This is a genomic window from Glutamicibacter sp. NPDC087831 (assembly GCF_044742845.1).
Classification (GTDB): Bacteria; Actinomycetota; Actinomycetes; order Actinomycetales; family Micrococcaceae; genus Glutamicibacter.
Genome location: NZ_JBIUVH010000002.1, coordinates 848,524 through 863,579, shown reverse-complemented (window position 1 = coordinate 863,579; position 15,056 = coordinate 848,524). Strand labels below are relative to the sequence as shown.

Here is a 15,056-nt window from a genome sequence, read left to right as displayed (position 1 = left end):
ATGAATCAGCAAGCCACCGCAGCGGGATCTGCAACGACTAGTGCCCTGGCAGCGCCAACTGCTCTTGCGGTGGTGCTGATTGGTCTGAACGGATTCGGACGCCAGCATTTGGCAAATATCCATCGACTCGCAGCCGAGGAGAAAATCACGTTCCTTGCCGGCATCGATCCGGTCGATCCCGGGAAAGAGATTCGCGGCAAGGACACGCACGTGTTCGCCGACTTTGATGCTTTCCTCAGCTCCGGATTAACCCCGGACATCATCATTATTTCAACGCCGATCAGTACGCATGCCGACCTTGCGATGGAGGCCTTGCGTACAGGTGCAGATCTCTACCTCGAAAAACCGCCGACAGCGACCCTGGATCAGTATTCACGCCTGCTGCAAGCCGCGGCCGATGCTGGCGCCCACGTGCAAGTAGGGTTCCAGGCCCTTGGCTCGACAGCCTTGAAAACCATAGATGGGTTCTTCGCCGATAACGCGAAGAACTCTCCCATCGGGGCCCTTCGTGCGGTGGGTGCCAGTGGAAATTGGCTCCGCACCACGGGCTACTATGCACGTTCGCCTTGGGCAGGACATCGAAAACTCGACGGCGTCGAGATTGCCGACGGTGTAGTGACCAATCCCCTGGCCCACGCGGTCGCCAGCGCCTTGCACATCGCCGGAGCGCGCAAAGCCCAGGACGTCGCCCATCTTGCCACCGAGCTGTATCACGCGCACAGCATCGAAGCAGACGATACCTCCGTGGTGCGCGTGCAAACGAGCACCGGAATCCCCGTCATTGCCGCGCTGACCGTTTGCGCCAGTGAACAGCAGGATCCATGGATCACCATCTATGGCACCGAGGGCACCGCAACGTTGTACTACACCCGTGATGAGCTGCTGGTTCGACCCAACCCGGACTTGGGACTTCCAGAATCTTCTGAAGTTTTCGGACGAGTCAACCTTCTCGAGAACCTCGTCGAGGTGCGCAACGGCAGCGAAACTGAACTCTTGAGCTCTTTGGCGTCGGCCGGTGCTTTCATGCGCGTCGTCGAGCAGATACGGACCTCGGATGCTCCAACTCAGATCGCAGAAGAGCAGGTTATCCCTGCCGGGGATGGAGCAGATTTCCACCCAGTGATACCGAACATCGAACGATTCATCGACCGGGCGGTGGCGGCGCAGTCCAGTTTCTCTTCGCTCGGAGCGCCTTGGGCCTTGCCAGCGAAAACCAGTGGCTCGTTGTCGCTGATCAATCCCGCAACGGGGAAACAGCGCACCCTTGCGGAGTTGAGGACGGGAGAAGATATTTCCCGCACCAATTCACCGCGTCCCTTCTTGGATAACCTGAAGACCTTCAACGGAGTTGTGGTCAGTGAGCAGCAACCGCTTGACCACACCTGGCATCTAGGTGTCGGGGTTGCATTGCAAGATGTGAACGGGACCAATTTCTGGGGTGGGCGCACCTACACCCGCGACGCCTCACGCTACATATGGCGCGCGGACCATGGACATATCCGCACAGCGTCCAATGCGTTCGCCCGCAATGGCAGCGCTTTGGATTCGCAGCTCGAATGGGTCAGCCACGAACAGGAAATCCTGCTCGATGAGTACCGTTCGATTGAGCTCAATGCATTTGAGGACCATGAAAGCGCCATCACCGGCTGGAGCCTGGATTTCAGTTTCAGGCTCTCGGCGCGCGAACGCCAGGTGTCGCTTGGCTCTCCGGGTACCAACGGCCGTCACAACGGCGGCTACGGAGGTTTCTTCTGGCGTCTGCCGCCAATCGCTGATCCACAGATTTTTACCCCATCGGCTTCCGGGGAATCGCAAGTCCACGGTGTGCACAGTCCATGGCTCGCCTTCAGTGCTACGTTCTCCTCGGACTCGGTGGCTCTGGCTGATCTTGCTGAAGGCCACGGGGATGCCACCATCATTTTCTGCAGTGAGCATGATGACCCATGGTTTGTTCGCAGTTCCGGATATCCGGGTGTCGGCAGTTCGCTGGCCTGGTCTACACCGGTTGTGCTGGACCCTCAGGAAGCGATAACCCGCCAAGTTCGAGTACTCGTGGTTGATGGGAGGGTCCCGGTGCAGACCGTGGCCCTGCTAGCCCGAAGATACGGTTCAGGTTCCAAGGAAGGCTGATTGTGCCCACCACCGCCACTCATGAATACGCAAAGAAGCATACCCAACTGGTCGAGCTCATCAGAAGCCGCGATGGGCAGTATCTGCTTCTCTCAACCCCCGCTTCGCTTGCCTGGCTCTTGGGCGGTGCCCGCACGCACGTATCTCTTGCGGCACCACCCATTGCCAGGGTTCTGGTTCATGCCCAGGGGTGCGAGCTTGCAACGTCCGTGAGTGAAGCTGCACGGATCCAGCGAGAAGAGCTCGGCAACGTGGAACAAATTTCGGTGCATGTCACCGCCTGGTACCAGGATCTCGACAATGTTCGAGAATGGTTTCCAGCGGCGAGCGGACAAAAGATCCTCAGCGAGCGGGAAATCGAGTCCGATTTGCGAGCCCTTCGCTCAGCACTCAATGAAACTGAGATTAATAGGTATCGCGCTCTTTGCCGCGACACGGCTGCGCTCATGACCCAAGTGCTGTCGGCCGCCCGTAGCGATGATTCCGAGTTCGACGTGGCAGCCAAGCTGACAGCTGGAGCCGTCGCCCAAGGAGGCGAAGTGCTCGTTGCCTTGGTCAGCGGCGATTCACGTGCCACAGCCCGGCACCCCCTGCCCACCGCGGCCCCGCTCGGAGGCAAAGCCATGGCAGTGCTGTGCGTAAGACGTCATGGGCTCATTGCCAACATCACCAGGTGGGTGCGATTCGGTGCGCCGACGCCTCAGGAACTCTCTGGAGAAGACGACATCCTGGCTGTCGAGGCAGATATCCTTGCGGCAATTCGCCCTGGCGGCGTTCTCGGTGAATTATTGCCCGTCATCCAGGGATCCTACCCGGAGCATGGTTTCGATGCCGGGGAATGGTCGTTGCATCATCAAGGCGGCATTGCCGGCTACAACGGACGAGATCCCCGGCTCACCCCAGGAGCAACTGATCTCTTCCATTTGAACCAGGCTTTTGCGTTCAATCCCAGTGCAGCACGCGATGGTCTGGCGTTCAAAGTTGAGGACACCATGCTGCTGACCGAGTCCGGGGATTTTGAGGTTCTCACCTTCGATCCGCTCTGGCCCTCAAACCTGGTTAACGGTTTGCCACGGCCAGCAGTACTTCAACGCTAAGCGCACCCTAAACAATTATTGGCTGGGAAATCCTTTTGAGGTTTCCCAGCCAATAATTTTATGTACCGATGCCTTTTATACGGTGGCCTTCAATTCCGAGCGCCAGCTGCGTTTCGGTTCCCAGCCAAGGACATCTCGCGCTTTCTGGATACTGAAGGCAGGGCTATCCGTGGTGAGTCCCGCTGCGACGTCCTCGAGCTCCGGATAAATCTCTGGGATCAGCTCTGCGAGCGGACGCGTTGCCATGGCATCCTTTGCACCAACGAAGAACACCGAGCCATTCTCTACGCGGTCAAACCGTTCAAGCAGTACCAGCAGGAAATCTGCCACGTCCCGCGCATCAACGTAATTGAATAGCGCAGGCGCTGACAAGCGAGGATCTTGTAGGCGCTCAGCAACAGTGTGTCCCTGCTGCGTTGGAGCGCCGGCCCACTCTTCCTCTGCGATCACATAGCAGGGCCTGAAGGAAGCGAACTTCACCGAACTTGCCGGTCCCATTTTCGCTGCGAACATGGCGGCAATCTGCTCGGCTACGAATTTGGAAAGCCCATAAGCATGCCATGGCTTGGGAACTTCGTTTTCATCAAGAGGCAGCTTCTCCGGCACCCATCCGCCCGGAGAACCATAGCCCATTATTGATGGGCTGGATGCCAGCACGACCCTGGTAGCACCGGCCTCCACTGCCGCCGAGGTGACGTTATGGGCAATGGTCGCGTTCGTGTGCAGAAGCACCTCTTCCGGGGCCATGAAAGGAACAGCCATTGCCGCGAGGGACACCACCGCTTGCGGAGCAAGCTGCTCGAATAGCGCATGCGTAGCCTTCGCATCCATCAGATCGATGCAGTGATACTCCACGCCATCGAGAGGTTCTTGCGGAATCTGCCTGTCAAGAGAGATCACTTCATGCCCTGCGTGGGAAAACCCCGCGAGCACGGCACGGCCTAAACGCCCTGCTCCCCCGGTGATGACGACTTTTTCACCCATGGCTCCGTTTACACCTTGACCTTCGGTTGAAACGAAATGTCCACGCCCAGGCCAGCACTCCCGACGTCCACGAGCTGCCTGGTTTCCAGCGATTGATTTCCGCAAATCCCGACAGCAATGGCGCGCACACCGTCGATGAATCCGGCTTGCCGCGCATATCCATCCTCGTTGGCTCCGCGGAAGAGCTCTTCGAGCAGGAGCTTGTCGCCGCCACCATGCGATCCATTCGAGTTTTCGATCTGAATCTCCACTGCTTCTTCCCAATGCCGCTGCAAAAGCAATCTCTCGCCTTTCGACCTGGCATTGCCGCTCTGGCCATCATTGCTATATGAAGGATCCACCGGATGCCCGCCGGCCGCGGGCAGTACTGCTGCCCGTTCGACAACGTCCAGTTCCAGGCGTCCTTCCGTCCCGTTCACCGCAACCCGGTATCCTTCCCATGGGCTGTGCGCGTTCAGGGAATATGAAAGCACCGGTCCGTTTTGATACTCAGCAGTCAGGCTCAAATTGTCTTCGATGGTGATCTCGCCATTGAAGACTCCCTGGTCTCGGCGGTACCCATCAAAGTGTTCGTTCTCTAGATAGAGCTTTTCCAACCGCTCATCGCTGCGAAGATCCAAATCAAACGGATCCTTATCGCTTAGCCCGTGGGTACCGCGTTCGTTGGCTTGGCGGCCCCTGAACTCTGCGTTGTCGGGCCCGTAGAACTTCAGCCCTCCTGTTGCAAAGACCTTCTGCGGTGAATCGTCGAGCCACCAATTGACCAGATCGAAATGATGGCTGGACTTATGGATTAGCAAGCCGCCAGAGTTTTCCTTGAGTCGATGCCATCGGCGAAAGTAGTCTGCTCCGTGAACGGTATCCAGCATCCAGTTGAAGTCCACGGATGTGACTTGGCCGATTTTCCCATCGTCGATGGCCTTCTTCAGGGCTGTATTCCGAGGAGAATAACGGTAGTTAAACGTGACCACGATTTGATGGCCGCTTTCTTCCACCGCCCGAGCTATACGAGCGGTGCTCGGCGCATCAATTGTAAGTGGTTTCTCAACTATCACGTCGGCGCCGGCATACAGAGCGGTGCAGATCAGCTCAGCATGCGTGTAGTCCGGGCTCGTGATGATTACCCGGTCAATGTGGCGTTCTCGAATGACTTTGGCCAAGTCTTGCGGGTCAAAGGACCCGACCTTCTCGCCGAAGGTCTGTTCAACTACGTCTTGGTAGTACTCGATTCGCCCCTGGTTGGTATCTGCCAATGCGACAAGTTCAGCGACGTCGCTATGTTCACCGAAGATAGCAGTCAGGTACATTTCGCATCGGTTCCCTGTGCCGATCAGTACGTAGCTGGTGCGTGATGAGCTTCCCATGCGGTTTCTCCTACGATAAGTTTCTGGCGCTTGTGTCTGGTATCGGTCGAGGCCACTGGCCTAGCGCTGTTGTCCTAGGCCAGTGGCATATTCCTGCTATTTGATACCAGTAGTTGCGATGCCCTTGACCAGGTATTTCTGCCCGAAGAGGAAGGCAAGGAATACAGGGACCAACGTGACGATCGACATTGCGAACAGTGCGCCCCAGTTGGATTCTCCGGTGGAGTCTATGAATGCGTTGAGCGCAACTTGCACGGTGTAATTACTCGGGTTGGTGAGGTAGATCAGTGAGGTAAAGAAGTCGCTCCAGGTCCAGATGAACGTGAAGATTGCCGTAGTTGCCAAGGCTGGAACCATAAGCGGCAGGATGATCTGCAGGAAGATCCGTGGATGGCCGGCGCCATCGATTCGGGCTGCTTCATCCATATCCTTAGGGATTCCTCGGATGAATTGGATCATCAGGAAGATGAAGAACCCGTCCGTGGCAAGCAGTTTCGGAACGATGATTGGCCAGAAGGTATTGACCCAGCCGATCTGAGAAAACATGATGTACTGCGGAACGATAATCACGTGGATCGGCAGCATGATGGTCATCAGCATCAGCGCGAACATAATCTTCTTGAACTTGAAGTCAAGCCTGGCAAATGCGTATGCCGCCATGGAGCAGGACACCAAGTTGCCAAGGATGCATCCCAAAACCAAAATCGCAGAGTTCATCAAGTACTTGCTGAAAGGTTCAGACAGCGCGTTCCAACCGCTGGGGTAGTTATTCCAGTCCACCTGGGAAATAACCAAACCGGCCTCGCGGAAGATCAGGTCGTTCGGGCGGAAGGAGCTAGCTACCATCCACAGCAATGGATAGATCATGACTCCGGCACCCAGGATCAGCAGCGCATGCTTTAGCAATGAGCGCATTGAAACCTTGAACTTCGGGCTCTTACCCTTTACGGTCTTGCCTCGTTCATCAGTACCGCCAACCGGCGGCTTTTTTCCGAGAAGTTCTTCCTCATCAAGCACGAGTTCTTGCGGTGACCCACCGCGTACTTGCGAATCTGGAAGTGAAGTTTGATTAGTCATCGTAAAACACCCAATACTTAGAAACGAAGAAGTTCACAGCGGTAAATGCACCAACTATGAGCACCAGGAGCCATGCCATGGCTGAGGCATAACCCATATCGAACTGTTTGAATCCTTGCTGGTACAGGTAGAGCGTGAAGAACATGGTGGAATCGGCAGGACCGCCCGATCCATTGGACACGATGAAAGCTTGAGTGAAGTTCTGGAAGGCCCCAATGATCTGCAGGACCAGGTTGAAGAAAATAATGGGGCTAATCATCGGCAACGTGATACTCAGGAACTGCCGCCATTTGCTCGCCCCATCAATGGAGGCTGCTTCGTAATACATCATGGGAACTTGACGCAGACCTGCAAGGAAGATCACCATCGGTGAGCCGAAGGTCCACACGTTGAGCAAGATCAGGCTTCCAAGTGACGTGTTTGGATCGGAGATCCATCCAATGCCTTGGATACCGACCAATTCCAAGAGCTGATTCACCAGGCCGGTGGTACCGAAAATCTGCTTCCACAGCACTGCGATTGCAACTGAGGAACCCAGCATGGAAGGCAGGTAGAAAATTGAGCGGTAAAAAGAGAGCCCGCGCATTCCCCGGTCAAGCAAGATTGCTACGGCGAGGGCCACTGCCAGCTGCAACGGAACACCGATCAAAACGTAGGTGAACGTGACCCGCAATGAATTATGCAGCCGCTGGTCGTCGAGCATCCGTTCAATGTTCTCAAACCCTGAAAAGGACGGAGCCTGCAAAAGGTTGTAGTCCGTAAACGCAAGATACAGCGACATGGCCATGGGCCCCAGGGTGATAAGGAATAACCCGATCGTCCACGGAATGAGGAAGATATGCGCTGCCTTGTTGTCCTTGGGAGGGACTTTGCGGCCATTGTTCTTGCTGAGGTTCTGCAGTTCGGCAATGGCGCTCATTGACCACTACCTCCTTTCGACGAAACGCGAAGGCAGCCCTTACGAATCGGGACCGACATGAGTGACTCCTTGCTAGAAGCGCTTGGTGAAGATGATTCGAAATCGACTTCAGGAATGCGCTTTCCAATCTCTATTCCTCAACGCTAAACTAAACACCAACGTGAGGTCAACCACACTGGCGAGATAGGTTTGAGGAATCGCCTCGGAGCCACCGCTGGACGCCATCACACGGTGCGAACAGTCGCTGGATGCGTCCATATGAAAATAGGAGATCAGTAAAATGTCGCAGGCCAAAGACGGTTTAAGTGACACTATCGTGTCAATAGAGCTCTATTGGATATCACTGCCTTTTGATGCCGCGCGGCGAAGCCAGGAAGATTCCAATGCGGAATCAATCGATGCTTTCAATGCATCATCACGCACGTTGACCCAGATGGAATCATTAATGGTGAAGGTGCAAACCGCGGATGGGTTCACCGGCTGGGGCGAAGCCTTCGGCCACAAATCCAATCCCGCGACATGGGCTGCCCTTGAACAGATCGTGGCCCCCTTTTTCTTGGGGCGCTCATCGGCCCTCGACGGGAGCATTGCCTCGGCCGAATATGCATTCCACGCCTTCGGACGCACCGGACCCATACACTTCGCACTGTCCGCAGTGGACATCGCTCTTTGGGATATAGCAGCACGTCGCGCAGGACAGACACTGCGGGAGTTCATCAATATCGATGCCCGCCATGAAATCAATGCCTACGCGTCTTTGGTCCACTATGCCGAGGATCCGCAGGAGGTTGCTTTTCATCTTTCCAGGGCTTTGGAACACGGATTCAAGGCGTTCAAAATCCATGAGTCCTCGATTCCAGCCATCAAGGCCGCACGGCAGGCCGTGGGCTCCCACCCGCTGATGGTCGATGTCAATTGCAAGTGGCATCATCCAGCCGAAGCCGGGTCGTCGATTGCTGCCATGGCGGACCTGGAGCTGCTGTGGATCGAAGAACCGATCTTCCCGCCAGATGATTCGCAATCACTAGCCTCCCTCAATGCTCGTTTCGGCAACGTCTCCGGTGGAGAAAACCATTCAGGGGTCCAGGGGCTGACCTCGGATATGGAACTCGGCGCCCTGCAGTTTGCCCAGCCTAGCGTCGGAAAGATTGGCGGACTCAGCGCCATGCTCAAAATTCGCGAGGCGGGTCAACGGCTTAATGTCCATGTGGTGCCACACTGCTTCTACTACGGTCCGGCCCTCCTGGCCACCGCGCAGCTGATCGCCGCAGACCAGGAAGTCCAGCTCGCCAACGGGTCGCTCCGTCCGGAATTGGAAATCCCCTTCCTCGGTTGGGAAACCCAGCTCCACCCTTGGCATGCGCCGCATCAGGGGAAGCTCACTGACGAGGGTACGATCCGTCTGCCAACGGAAGCCGGGCTCGGTTTCACTCCGGATCCAGTCGTTCTTGAAAACCATGCCCTCAAGCATCTGGTCTTGACCACTGCGCCTTGCGAAGGGTAATGATCCGGCAAGGCAATAGCCGCTTCAAGCATTGCGGACAGCCCGCGATTGCCTGGAGCCCCGCCGTCCAGACGGGAACCTGCCTTGGTTTCAAGCACCCGAGCGGCAGCTCCGGGCGCATTCGACCACAGAGAAGAAAGGGGCAGCAGGCCACCGAAGAAAACACTCGAAAAATCACTTGTGTAATAAGTTCCTTACTTATAGGATAAGTAATTAAATGAGCTTACCCCCACAGTGATCCCAACAGGAGATTCCCGCCATGACCTATACCCCCGACGCCATCCGCCACGTCAAGCTTTCAACGGCCCGGTTGCCGCTGGCCACACCGATCTCCGATGCGAAAGTTTTCACCGGTCGCCAGAAGCCAATGACCGAGGTGGTCTTCCTCTTCGCGGAGATCACCACGGAACAGGGCCATGAGGGTTTCGGGTTCTCCTACTCCAAGCGGGCTGGCGGTCCTGCACAGTACGCCCATGCCAAGGAAGTCGCACAAGCGATGATTGGCGAAGATCCAAGCGACATCGCCAAGTTGTACACCAAGCTCCTCTGGGCCGGCGCTTCGGTGGGCCGCTCTGGTGTGGCGACCCAAGCGTTGGCCGCACTTGATATCGCGCTCTACGACATGAAAGCCAAGCGCGCGGGGCTTCCGCTAGCCAAGTTCCTCGGCTCCCACCGCGATTCGGTACGCACCTACAATACTTCCGGCGGCTTCTTGAACGCCAGCATCGAGGAGGTCAAGGATCGGGCTACCCAGTCCATCGAGGAAGGGATCGGCGGCATCAAGATCAAGGTCGGCCTGCCGGACAGCGCCGAAGACCTGCGCCGCGTTGCCGCAGTGCGCGAGCATATTGGCCCGGATTTCCCGCTCATGGTCGACGCCAACCAGCAATGGGACCGCGCTACCGCATTGCGCATGGGGCGCAGGCTCGAGGAGTTCAACCTCGTCTGGATCGAAGAACCGCTGGATGCCTACGATGCTGAAGGCCATGCGGCCCTGACCGCTGCCCTGGATACGCCAATAGCCACAGGAGAGATGCTAGCTTCGGTTTCCGAGCACGAACGCCTGATTGCCGCACGCGCCTGCGACATCATCCAGCCTGACGCTCCCCGGGTTGGTGGCATCACCCAGTTCCAGAGACTGGCTACTTTCGCTGACCAGGCTGGTCTGGATCTGGCACCGCACTTCGCAATGGAAATCCACTTGCATCTGGCAGCAGCGTACCCACGCGAGCCTTGGGTGGAGCACTTCGACTGGCTCGACCCGCTGTTCAATGAGCACCTGGAAACCAAGGACGGCCGGATGATCGTTCCGAACAGGCCGGGGCTCGGCTTCACCCTGAGCGACCAGGCCCGCGCGTGGACCACCGAAACCGCGCAATTCGGCACCGCCTGAGTCCCCATGACTGGACCTTCGCGCCGGAACCGCCTGCCAGGCGGTTCCGGCGCTTATCCTTTAAGCATGCACAACGCCAAACCCAATCTGGCATCGGCCTTGGTCGGGCACCTGCGCGCGCAGATCAGCGGCGGGGCCATTCCTCCGGGACAGAAGCTGCCCAGCGAGAACGAGCTGATCGCCGAGCACGGGGTATCGCGCACCGTGGTCCGCGAGGCCATTACCCGGCTGCAGGCCGAAGGGCTGGTCTACACGCGGCGCGGCGCGGGCAGCTTCGCTTTGACTCCTCCACCGCCCGCCGAGCCTGCCGCTCAAGCACTGGTTCCGCGGACCGTCGAGGAACGCCGCCAGTTGATCGAGTACCGGGTGGGTTTCGAGACCGAGGCCGCCGCCGTCGCGGCCCGCTCCCGCACCGCGCAGGATTTGTCCGCAATGGACCAGGCCCTGCGGGGCTTCGAGGCCGCAGCGGGCAATGCGGCGGTGAGCATGAGCTGCGATTTCGAGTTCCACCTGGCCGTGGCCAGGGCTACCGGCAATCCCTACTTCGGCCAGGCTGTGGAGAATTTCGGTCCCTCCATGATCGCGATGCCGCGCGGCCGGCTGGATTCGGCCGACACGATCACCGCCGACCGGCTGGGTTCGGTGGCCGCAGAGCACCGCACCGTGCGTGATGCCATTGCCTCCGGCGACCCGCACATGGCGGCCGCGGCCATGCGCATGCATTTGGGCAACTCCATGCTGCGGCTGCAATCCGAAGCGGGGCTCGGCCCCGCGCTTTAGGGCCGGGACGCGGAAAAGACCTCCGGCTGGCCGTGGCAGCTGCCATCAGCTCCATGTCGCCGAGAGGTCTTTCCTTCAAAGTTCCGTACCGGGCCTAGGTGATCACCAGGTCCAGTGCGAAGACCCCGAGCAACCCGAGTACCGCCAACGTCGTGGTGTAGGTGGTGCGCACCGCGAGCGCCTGCCCGACATTGAGGTTGAAATACTCCTTGAACATCCAGAAGCCCGGGTCGTTCACGTGGCTGAAGGCGATCGAGCCGCAGGCGGTGGCCAGCACCATCAGCTCAGGCGACGCTCCGGTGGCCGCGACCAGCGGTGCAGCGATGCCGGCGGCGGTCGATACCGCCACCGTAGCTGATCCCAGCGCGATGCGCAGGATCACCGCAATGATCCAGGCGAGGAACAGCGGGCTGAGATTCCACCCCGCAGTGGTGTCCGCAATGTAGTCGGCAATGCCGGCGGAAACCAGCACCTGCTTGAAGGCGCCGCCGGCGCCGATGACCAGCAGGATCATGGCCATGGCCCGTGCGGCCTCGCTCATCGACTTGGCGACCTGCGCCATGGAACGGTTGTTCAGCGGGCCGAAGGCGGCAATCGCCACCAGCAGGGCGATCAGCAACGCAATTTCCGCAGAGCCCAGCAGCGCGAGCACATCGTCGGCCTCTTTGCTCAGCGTCACGGTCATGCGCAGGATTTCCGAACCGGCAATCAGCACGATGGGCAGCAGCGCCACCAGGAAGGACAAGGCGCCCGAGGGCAGCTCGTCGTCGGCGAAGTCCTTTTCCGCGAGCAGCCCCGAGGGCATCTGCGGGTTCATCTGCCGCACGAAGGACAGCCGCGGCCAGGCCATCGCAATGGCCACACCGGCCGGAATGGCAATGAGCAGGCCGTAGGCCAGCGTCAATCCGACCGATGCGTTGTACAGCCCGGCCACTGCGGTCGGACCCGGGTGCGGGGGCAGGAAGGAATGCATGGTGGACAGCGAGATGGACATGGGCAGGCCCACCCACAGCAGGTTGACCTTGGTGGCGCGCACCAGGGTGAAGGCGACCGGCACCAGGATCACGAACGCGACCTCGTAGAACATGGTCACGCCGATCAGCATCGCGGAAATGATCATGGCCCACTGCACGCCACGCTCGCCGAAGACCGAGAGGATCTTGCGGGCAATGCGCTGCGCCGCCCCGGCGTCGCCCATGACGCGGCCAATCATGGCGCCTAGGCCGATGACGACGGCGGTGCTTCCCAGCTGCCCGCCCAGGCCCTCGGTGATGATCTCCGGGATGTCAGCGACGCCCGCGGGCTCGCCGTCCACGCTCAGCGATCCGGTGGCGACGGCCCAGAAGGCCACGAGGGTGGCGACGAGGATCAGGGCGATGAATCCGTTGAGCTTGAACCTCATCATGAGGATCAGCAGCACGACTACCGCCAGCGCTACGACAAGCAGGGGCATAAAGGGGCTCCGATCTGGGGAATACTTTGGAAAGGGTGGAATCTCGGCATCGCGGGTGGCGGCGGGGGCTTGGGTTTACGTGAGCTGCCGCATATCGCCATGTGCCTGTAGTCACGTTAGTAAGCCGGGATCGCTCCCGTCCAAGACTCGATCCGCATGTTTTGATACCCAGCCGGCATCGCGTTGCGTGCCCGGGTGGCGGCCATCCCCGCGATCCCGCGACATTCCGGCACTCCGCGCCCGGTAGCGCATTCGGCTCGGCGTTTCGGCACTCCCCGGGAACCGTGCATTGAGTGACGAGCCTCACAGTAGTTGACGCGCTGCAACCATTGAGGAGCCACCGGACCGTGGACGCGCAAAGGCCGCGGAAGGCTTCCGTTGAAGCCTTCCGCGGCCCTTGGCAGCGGTGCGGTAGCGGGTCAGCCGGCCTTGACGGCCAGCACCGGATGCTGCGCCTGCAGCAGGATTCGCTGGGCGTGCGAGCCCATGATGAACTTGCCCACCTGGCTGCGCTGGCGCAGCCCGATGACGATCAAGGACACCTCGTGCTTCTCGGCCAGCCCGAGGAACTCCTCGGTCAGGTCATCACGGTAGCTGGACTCCACGATGCGAGCCTCGACTCCCGCCGCGGCGGCAGCTAGCAGTACGCGTTCCAGGTCCTCGGGCGAAGCGGTGTGCTTGTCCACCAGCGACCCCTCGCGCGAGGAGTTCACGATCAGCAACGGTTCGGCGCGCAGCTTCGCCTCGATGATGGCCGCGTCGACGGCGGCCTGCCCTACTGGGGTGGGGACGTATCCCACGATGATGCTCATGCGTTTTCCTTTTCCTTTACGGCCTGCACGGCCACCAAGCGGTTCTTGCGCTGATCGATGGCGGACTTGATCATCGGCCACACGGCCACGAACACGAACACCACCAGCAGCGTTGCGGAGATGGGTCGGGACAGGAAGCCCGAGGGGTCGCCTTCCAGCACCAGCAGGGATCGGCGCAGGTTGGATTCCAGCAGGCTGCCCAGCACGAACGCCAGCACCAGCGGGCCGGGCTCGAAACCGAATTTCTTCATCAGGTAGCCCACGGCGCCGAACATGACCACCAGCATCACGTCGAACATGGAGTTGCGGATGGTGTACGCGCCCAGCAGGGTAATCAACGCGGTGATCGGCGCCAGGATCGCGGCGCGGATGCGCAGGATCCGCACGAATACCCCGATCAGCGGGATCGACATGATCAGCAGCAGGATGTTGCCGATATACATCGAGTTCACCACGCCCCAGAACAATTCCGGGTCATTGGAGATCAGCTGCGGGCCGGGGGTGACCCCCTGGATCAGCAACGCCCCGAAGATGATCGCCATCGTCGCATTCGCAGGAATGCCCAGAGTCAGCAATGGGATGAACGAGCTGGTCGCCGCCGCATTGTTCGCGGTTTCCGGTCCGGCGACACCCTCGATCGCCCCCTTGCCGAAGCGCGTAGGGTCCTTGGCGGTCTTCTTCTCCAGCGCGTAGGAGGCCAGCGAGGAGATCGTCGCGCCGCCGCCGGGCAAGATGCCCAGGAAGAAGCCGAGCACCGACCCGCGGCCGATCGCCCCGGAGGCCTGCTTCAGGTCCTGGCGCCGCGGCCACACGTTGGCCACCTTCAGCGGGGCGGACACGGCCCGGTGCCGCTCCTCCAGGTTGTAGAGGATCTCGCCCACGCCGAACAGGCCCATGGCGATCGGCACGAAGTCGATCCCGTCGGCCAGCGACAGGTTGCCGAAGGTGAAGCGCTCGGCCCCGGTGAAGCCATCGCGACCCACCGTGGCCAGGAACAGGCCCAACGCCGCGGCGATGATCGCCTTGATCTTGGAGCCTCCGGAGATGGTGGCCACCAGCAAGATGCCCAGCAGCGCCAGCGCCGTGTACTCCGGCGGGCCGAAGTCCAGCGCGAAACTGGCCACCAGCGGAGCCAGGAAGGTCAGGCCCACAATGGCGATCGTGCCGCCGATAAACGAGCCGATGGCGGCAATGCCCAGTGCGGTGCCGGCCCGGCCCTGCTTGGCCATGACATAGCCGTCGAAGACCGTCACCACCGAGCTGGCCTCGCCGGGAAGGCGCAGCAGCACCGAGGTGATCGTGCCGCCGTACTGGGCACCGTAGAAGATGCCGGCGAGCATGATGATGGCGGTCACCGGCTCGACACCGTAGGTCAACGGCAGCAGGATCGCGATCGTGGCCGCCGGGCCCAGGCCCGGCAGCACGCCGATCAGCATGCCAATGACAACGCCGAGCAGGCAATACAAGAGGTTTGTGGGGTCCAGGACGGTGCCGAAGCCGTCCAGGACTGGTCCGAAGAAGTCCATGGGAGTCAACCTTTAAT

At 59.7% G+C, this 15,056-nt stretch carries 12 protein-coding genes; 5 read left to right on the top strand and 7 right to left on the bottom strand.

Annotation, left to right across the window (positions count from 1 at the left end):
* Together ACIOJF_RS10465 and ACIOJF_RS10460 are read left to right on the top strand one after the other, a co-directional pair.
* Positions 1–2,130 (top strand): DUF6807 family protein, encoded by a 2,130-nt coding sequence (locus tag ACIOJF_RS10465; RefSeq protein ID WP_402741620.1) that lies wholly within the window; start codon positions 1–3, stop codon positions 2,128–2,130.
* A 2-nt stretch (positions 2,131–2,132) separates the two neighbouring features.
* Positions 2,133–3,227, top strand: coding sequence for a M24 family metallopeptidase (locus tag ACIOJF_RS10460; protein ID WP_402741619.1), 1,095 nt, complete (start codon positions 2,133–2,135; stop codon positions 3,225–3,227).
* A gap of 75 nt (positions 3,228–3,302) precedes the next feature.
* On the opposite strand, the gene ACIOJF_RS10455 is transcribed toward ACIOJF_RS10460, so the two are convergent.
* From ACIOJF_RS10455 to ACIOJF_RS10440, 4 genes are all read right to left on the bottom strand, one after another.
* Positions 3,303–4,211 carry an NAD-dependent epimerase/dehydratase family protein gene (locus tag ACIOJF_RS10455; RefSeq protein WP_402473561.1) on the bottom strand — a complete coding sequence of 303 codons (909 nt, stop codon included), beginning with the start codon at positions 4,209–4,211 and terminating at the stop codon, positions 3,303–3,305.
* Positions 4,212–4,219: 8 nt separating this feature from the next.
* Entirely contained in the window at positions 4,220–5,575 is a 1,356-nt protein-coding gene (locus tag ACIOJF_RS10450) for a Gfo/Idh/MocA family oxidoreductase (protein WP_365943756.1), read from the bottom strand.
* 96 nt (positions 5,576–5,671) lie between these two features.
* Positions 5,672–6,592: a carbohydrate ABC transporter permease gene (locus tag ACIOJF_RS10445; RefSeq protein ID WP_402741618.1), complete on the bottom strand. Its 921-nt coding sequence runs from the start codon at positions 6,590–6,592 to the stop codon at positions 5,672–5,674.
* Between the two features lie 52 nt (positions 6,593–6,644).
* Positions 6,645–7,571: a carbohydrate ABC transporter permease gene (locus ACIOJF_RS10440; RefSeq protein WP_105656291.1), complete on the bottom strand. Its 927-nt coding sequence runs from the start codon at positions 7,569–7,571 to the stop codon at positions 6,645–6,647.
* A 280-nt stretch (positions 7,572–7,851) separates the two neighbouring features.
* Between ACIOJF_RS10440 and ACIOJF_RS10435 the strand changes: the two genes are divergently transcribed.
* The 3 genes from ACIOJF_RS10435 (at position 7,852) to ACIOJF_RS10425 (ending at position 11,248) form a co-directional block, all read left to right on the top strand.
* The gene (locus ACIOJF_RS10435) at positions 7,852–9,075 is read left to right on the top strand and encodes a mandelate racemase/muconate lactonizing enzyme family protein (RefSeq protein WP_402741617.1); all 1,224 of its coding nucleotides are present in this window, start codon (positions 7,852–7,854) and stop codon (positions 9,073–9,075) included.
* 259 nt (positions 9,076–9,334) lie between these two features.
* On the top strand, positions 9,335–10,468 hold the full coding sequence (locus tag ACIOJF_RS10430) for a mandelate racemase/muconate lactonizing enzyme family protein (RefSeq protein ID WP_105656289.1): 1,134 nt from the start codon (positions 9,335–9,337) through the stop codon (positions 10,466–10,468).
* Between the two features lie 66 nt (positions 10,469–10,534).
* Positions 10,535–11,248, top strand: a complete 714-nt coding sequence (locus ACIOJF_RS10425) for a FadR/GntR family transcriptional regulator (RefSeq protein WP_133834028.1) — start codon at positions 10,535–10,537, stop codon at positions 11,246–11,248.
* A gap of 94 nt (positions 11,249–11,342) precedes the next feature.
* Here the strand turns inward: ACIOJF_RS10425 and ACIOJF_RS10420 are convergent, their stop codons facing one another.
* From ACIOJF_RS10420 to ACIOJF_RS10410, 3 genes are all read right to left on the bottom strand, one after another.
* Positions 11,343–12,701 (bottom strand): gluconate:H+ symporter, encoded by a 1,359-nt coding sequence (locus tag ACIOJF_RS10420; RefSeq protein ID WP_332730670.1) that lies wholly within the window; start codon positions 12,699–12,701, stop codon positions 11,343–11,345.
* Positions 12,702–13,120: 419 nt separating this feature from the next.
* Positions 13,121–13,513 carry a universal stress protein gene (locus ACIOJF_RS10415; protein WP_105656286.1) on the bottom strand — a complete coding sequence of 131 codons (393 nt, stop codon included), beginning with the start codon at positions 13,511–13,513 and terminating at the stop codon, positions 13,121–13,123.
* On the bottom strand, positions 13,510–15,039 hold the full coding sequence (locus ACIOJF_RS10410; protein ID WP_105656285.1) for a tripartite tricarboxylate transporter permease: 1,530 nt from the start codon (positions 15,037–15,039) through the stop codon (positions 13,510–13,512). Before ACIOJF_RS10410 ends, ACIOJF_RS10415 begins: the two co-directional genes overlap by 4 nt.
* Between the last annotated feature and the right edge of the window lie 17 nt (positions 15,040–15,056).

Coding starts and splice junctions, on each gene's coding strand:
- ACIOJF_RS10465 (WP_402741620.1), top strand. CDS start 1: ATGAATCAGCAAGCCACCGCAGCGGGATCTGCAACGACTAGTGCCCTG.
- ACIOJF_RS10455 (WP_402473561.1), bottom strand. CDS start 4,211: ATGGGTGAAAAAGTCGTCATCACCGGGGGAGCAGGGCGTTTAGGCCGT.
- ACIOJF_RS10450 (WP_365943756.1), bottom strand. CDS start 5,575: ATGGGAAGCTCATCACGCACCAGCTACGTACTGATCGGCACAGGGAAC.
- ACIOJF_RS10440 (WP_105656291.1), bottom strand. CDS start 7,571: ATGAGCGCCATTGCCGAACTGCAGAACCTCAGCAAGAACAATGGCCGC.
- ACIOJF_RS10435 (WP_402741617.1), top strand. CDS start 7,852: ATGTCGCAGGCCAAAGACGGTTTAAGTGACACTATCGTGTCAATAGAG.
- ACIOJF_RS10430 (WP_105656289.1), top strand. CDS start 9,335: ATGACCTATACCCCCGACGCCATCCGCCACGTCAAGCTTTCAACGGCC.
- ACIOJF_RS10425 (WP_133834028.1), top strand. CDS start 10,535: ATGCACAACGCCAAACCCAATCTGGCATCGGCCTTGGTCGGGCACCTG.
- ACIOJF_RS10420 (WP_332730670.1), bottom strand. CDS start 12,701: ATGCCCCTGCTTGTCGTAGCGCTGGCGGTAGTCGTGCTGCTGATCCTC.
- ACIOJF_RS10415 (WP_105656286.1), bottom strand. CDS start 13,513: ATGAGCATCATCGTGGGATACGTCCCCACCCCAGTAGGGCAGGCCGCC.
- ACIOJF_RS10410 (WP_105656285.1), bottom strand. CDS start 15,039: ATGGACTTCTTCGGACCAGTCCTGGACGGCTTCGGCACCGTCCTGGAC.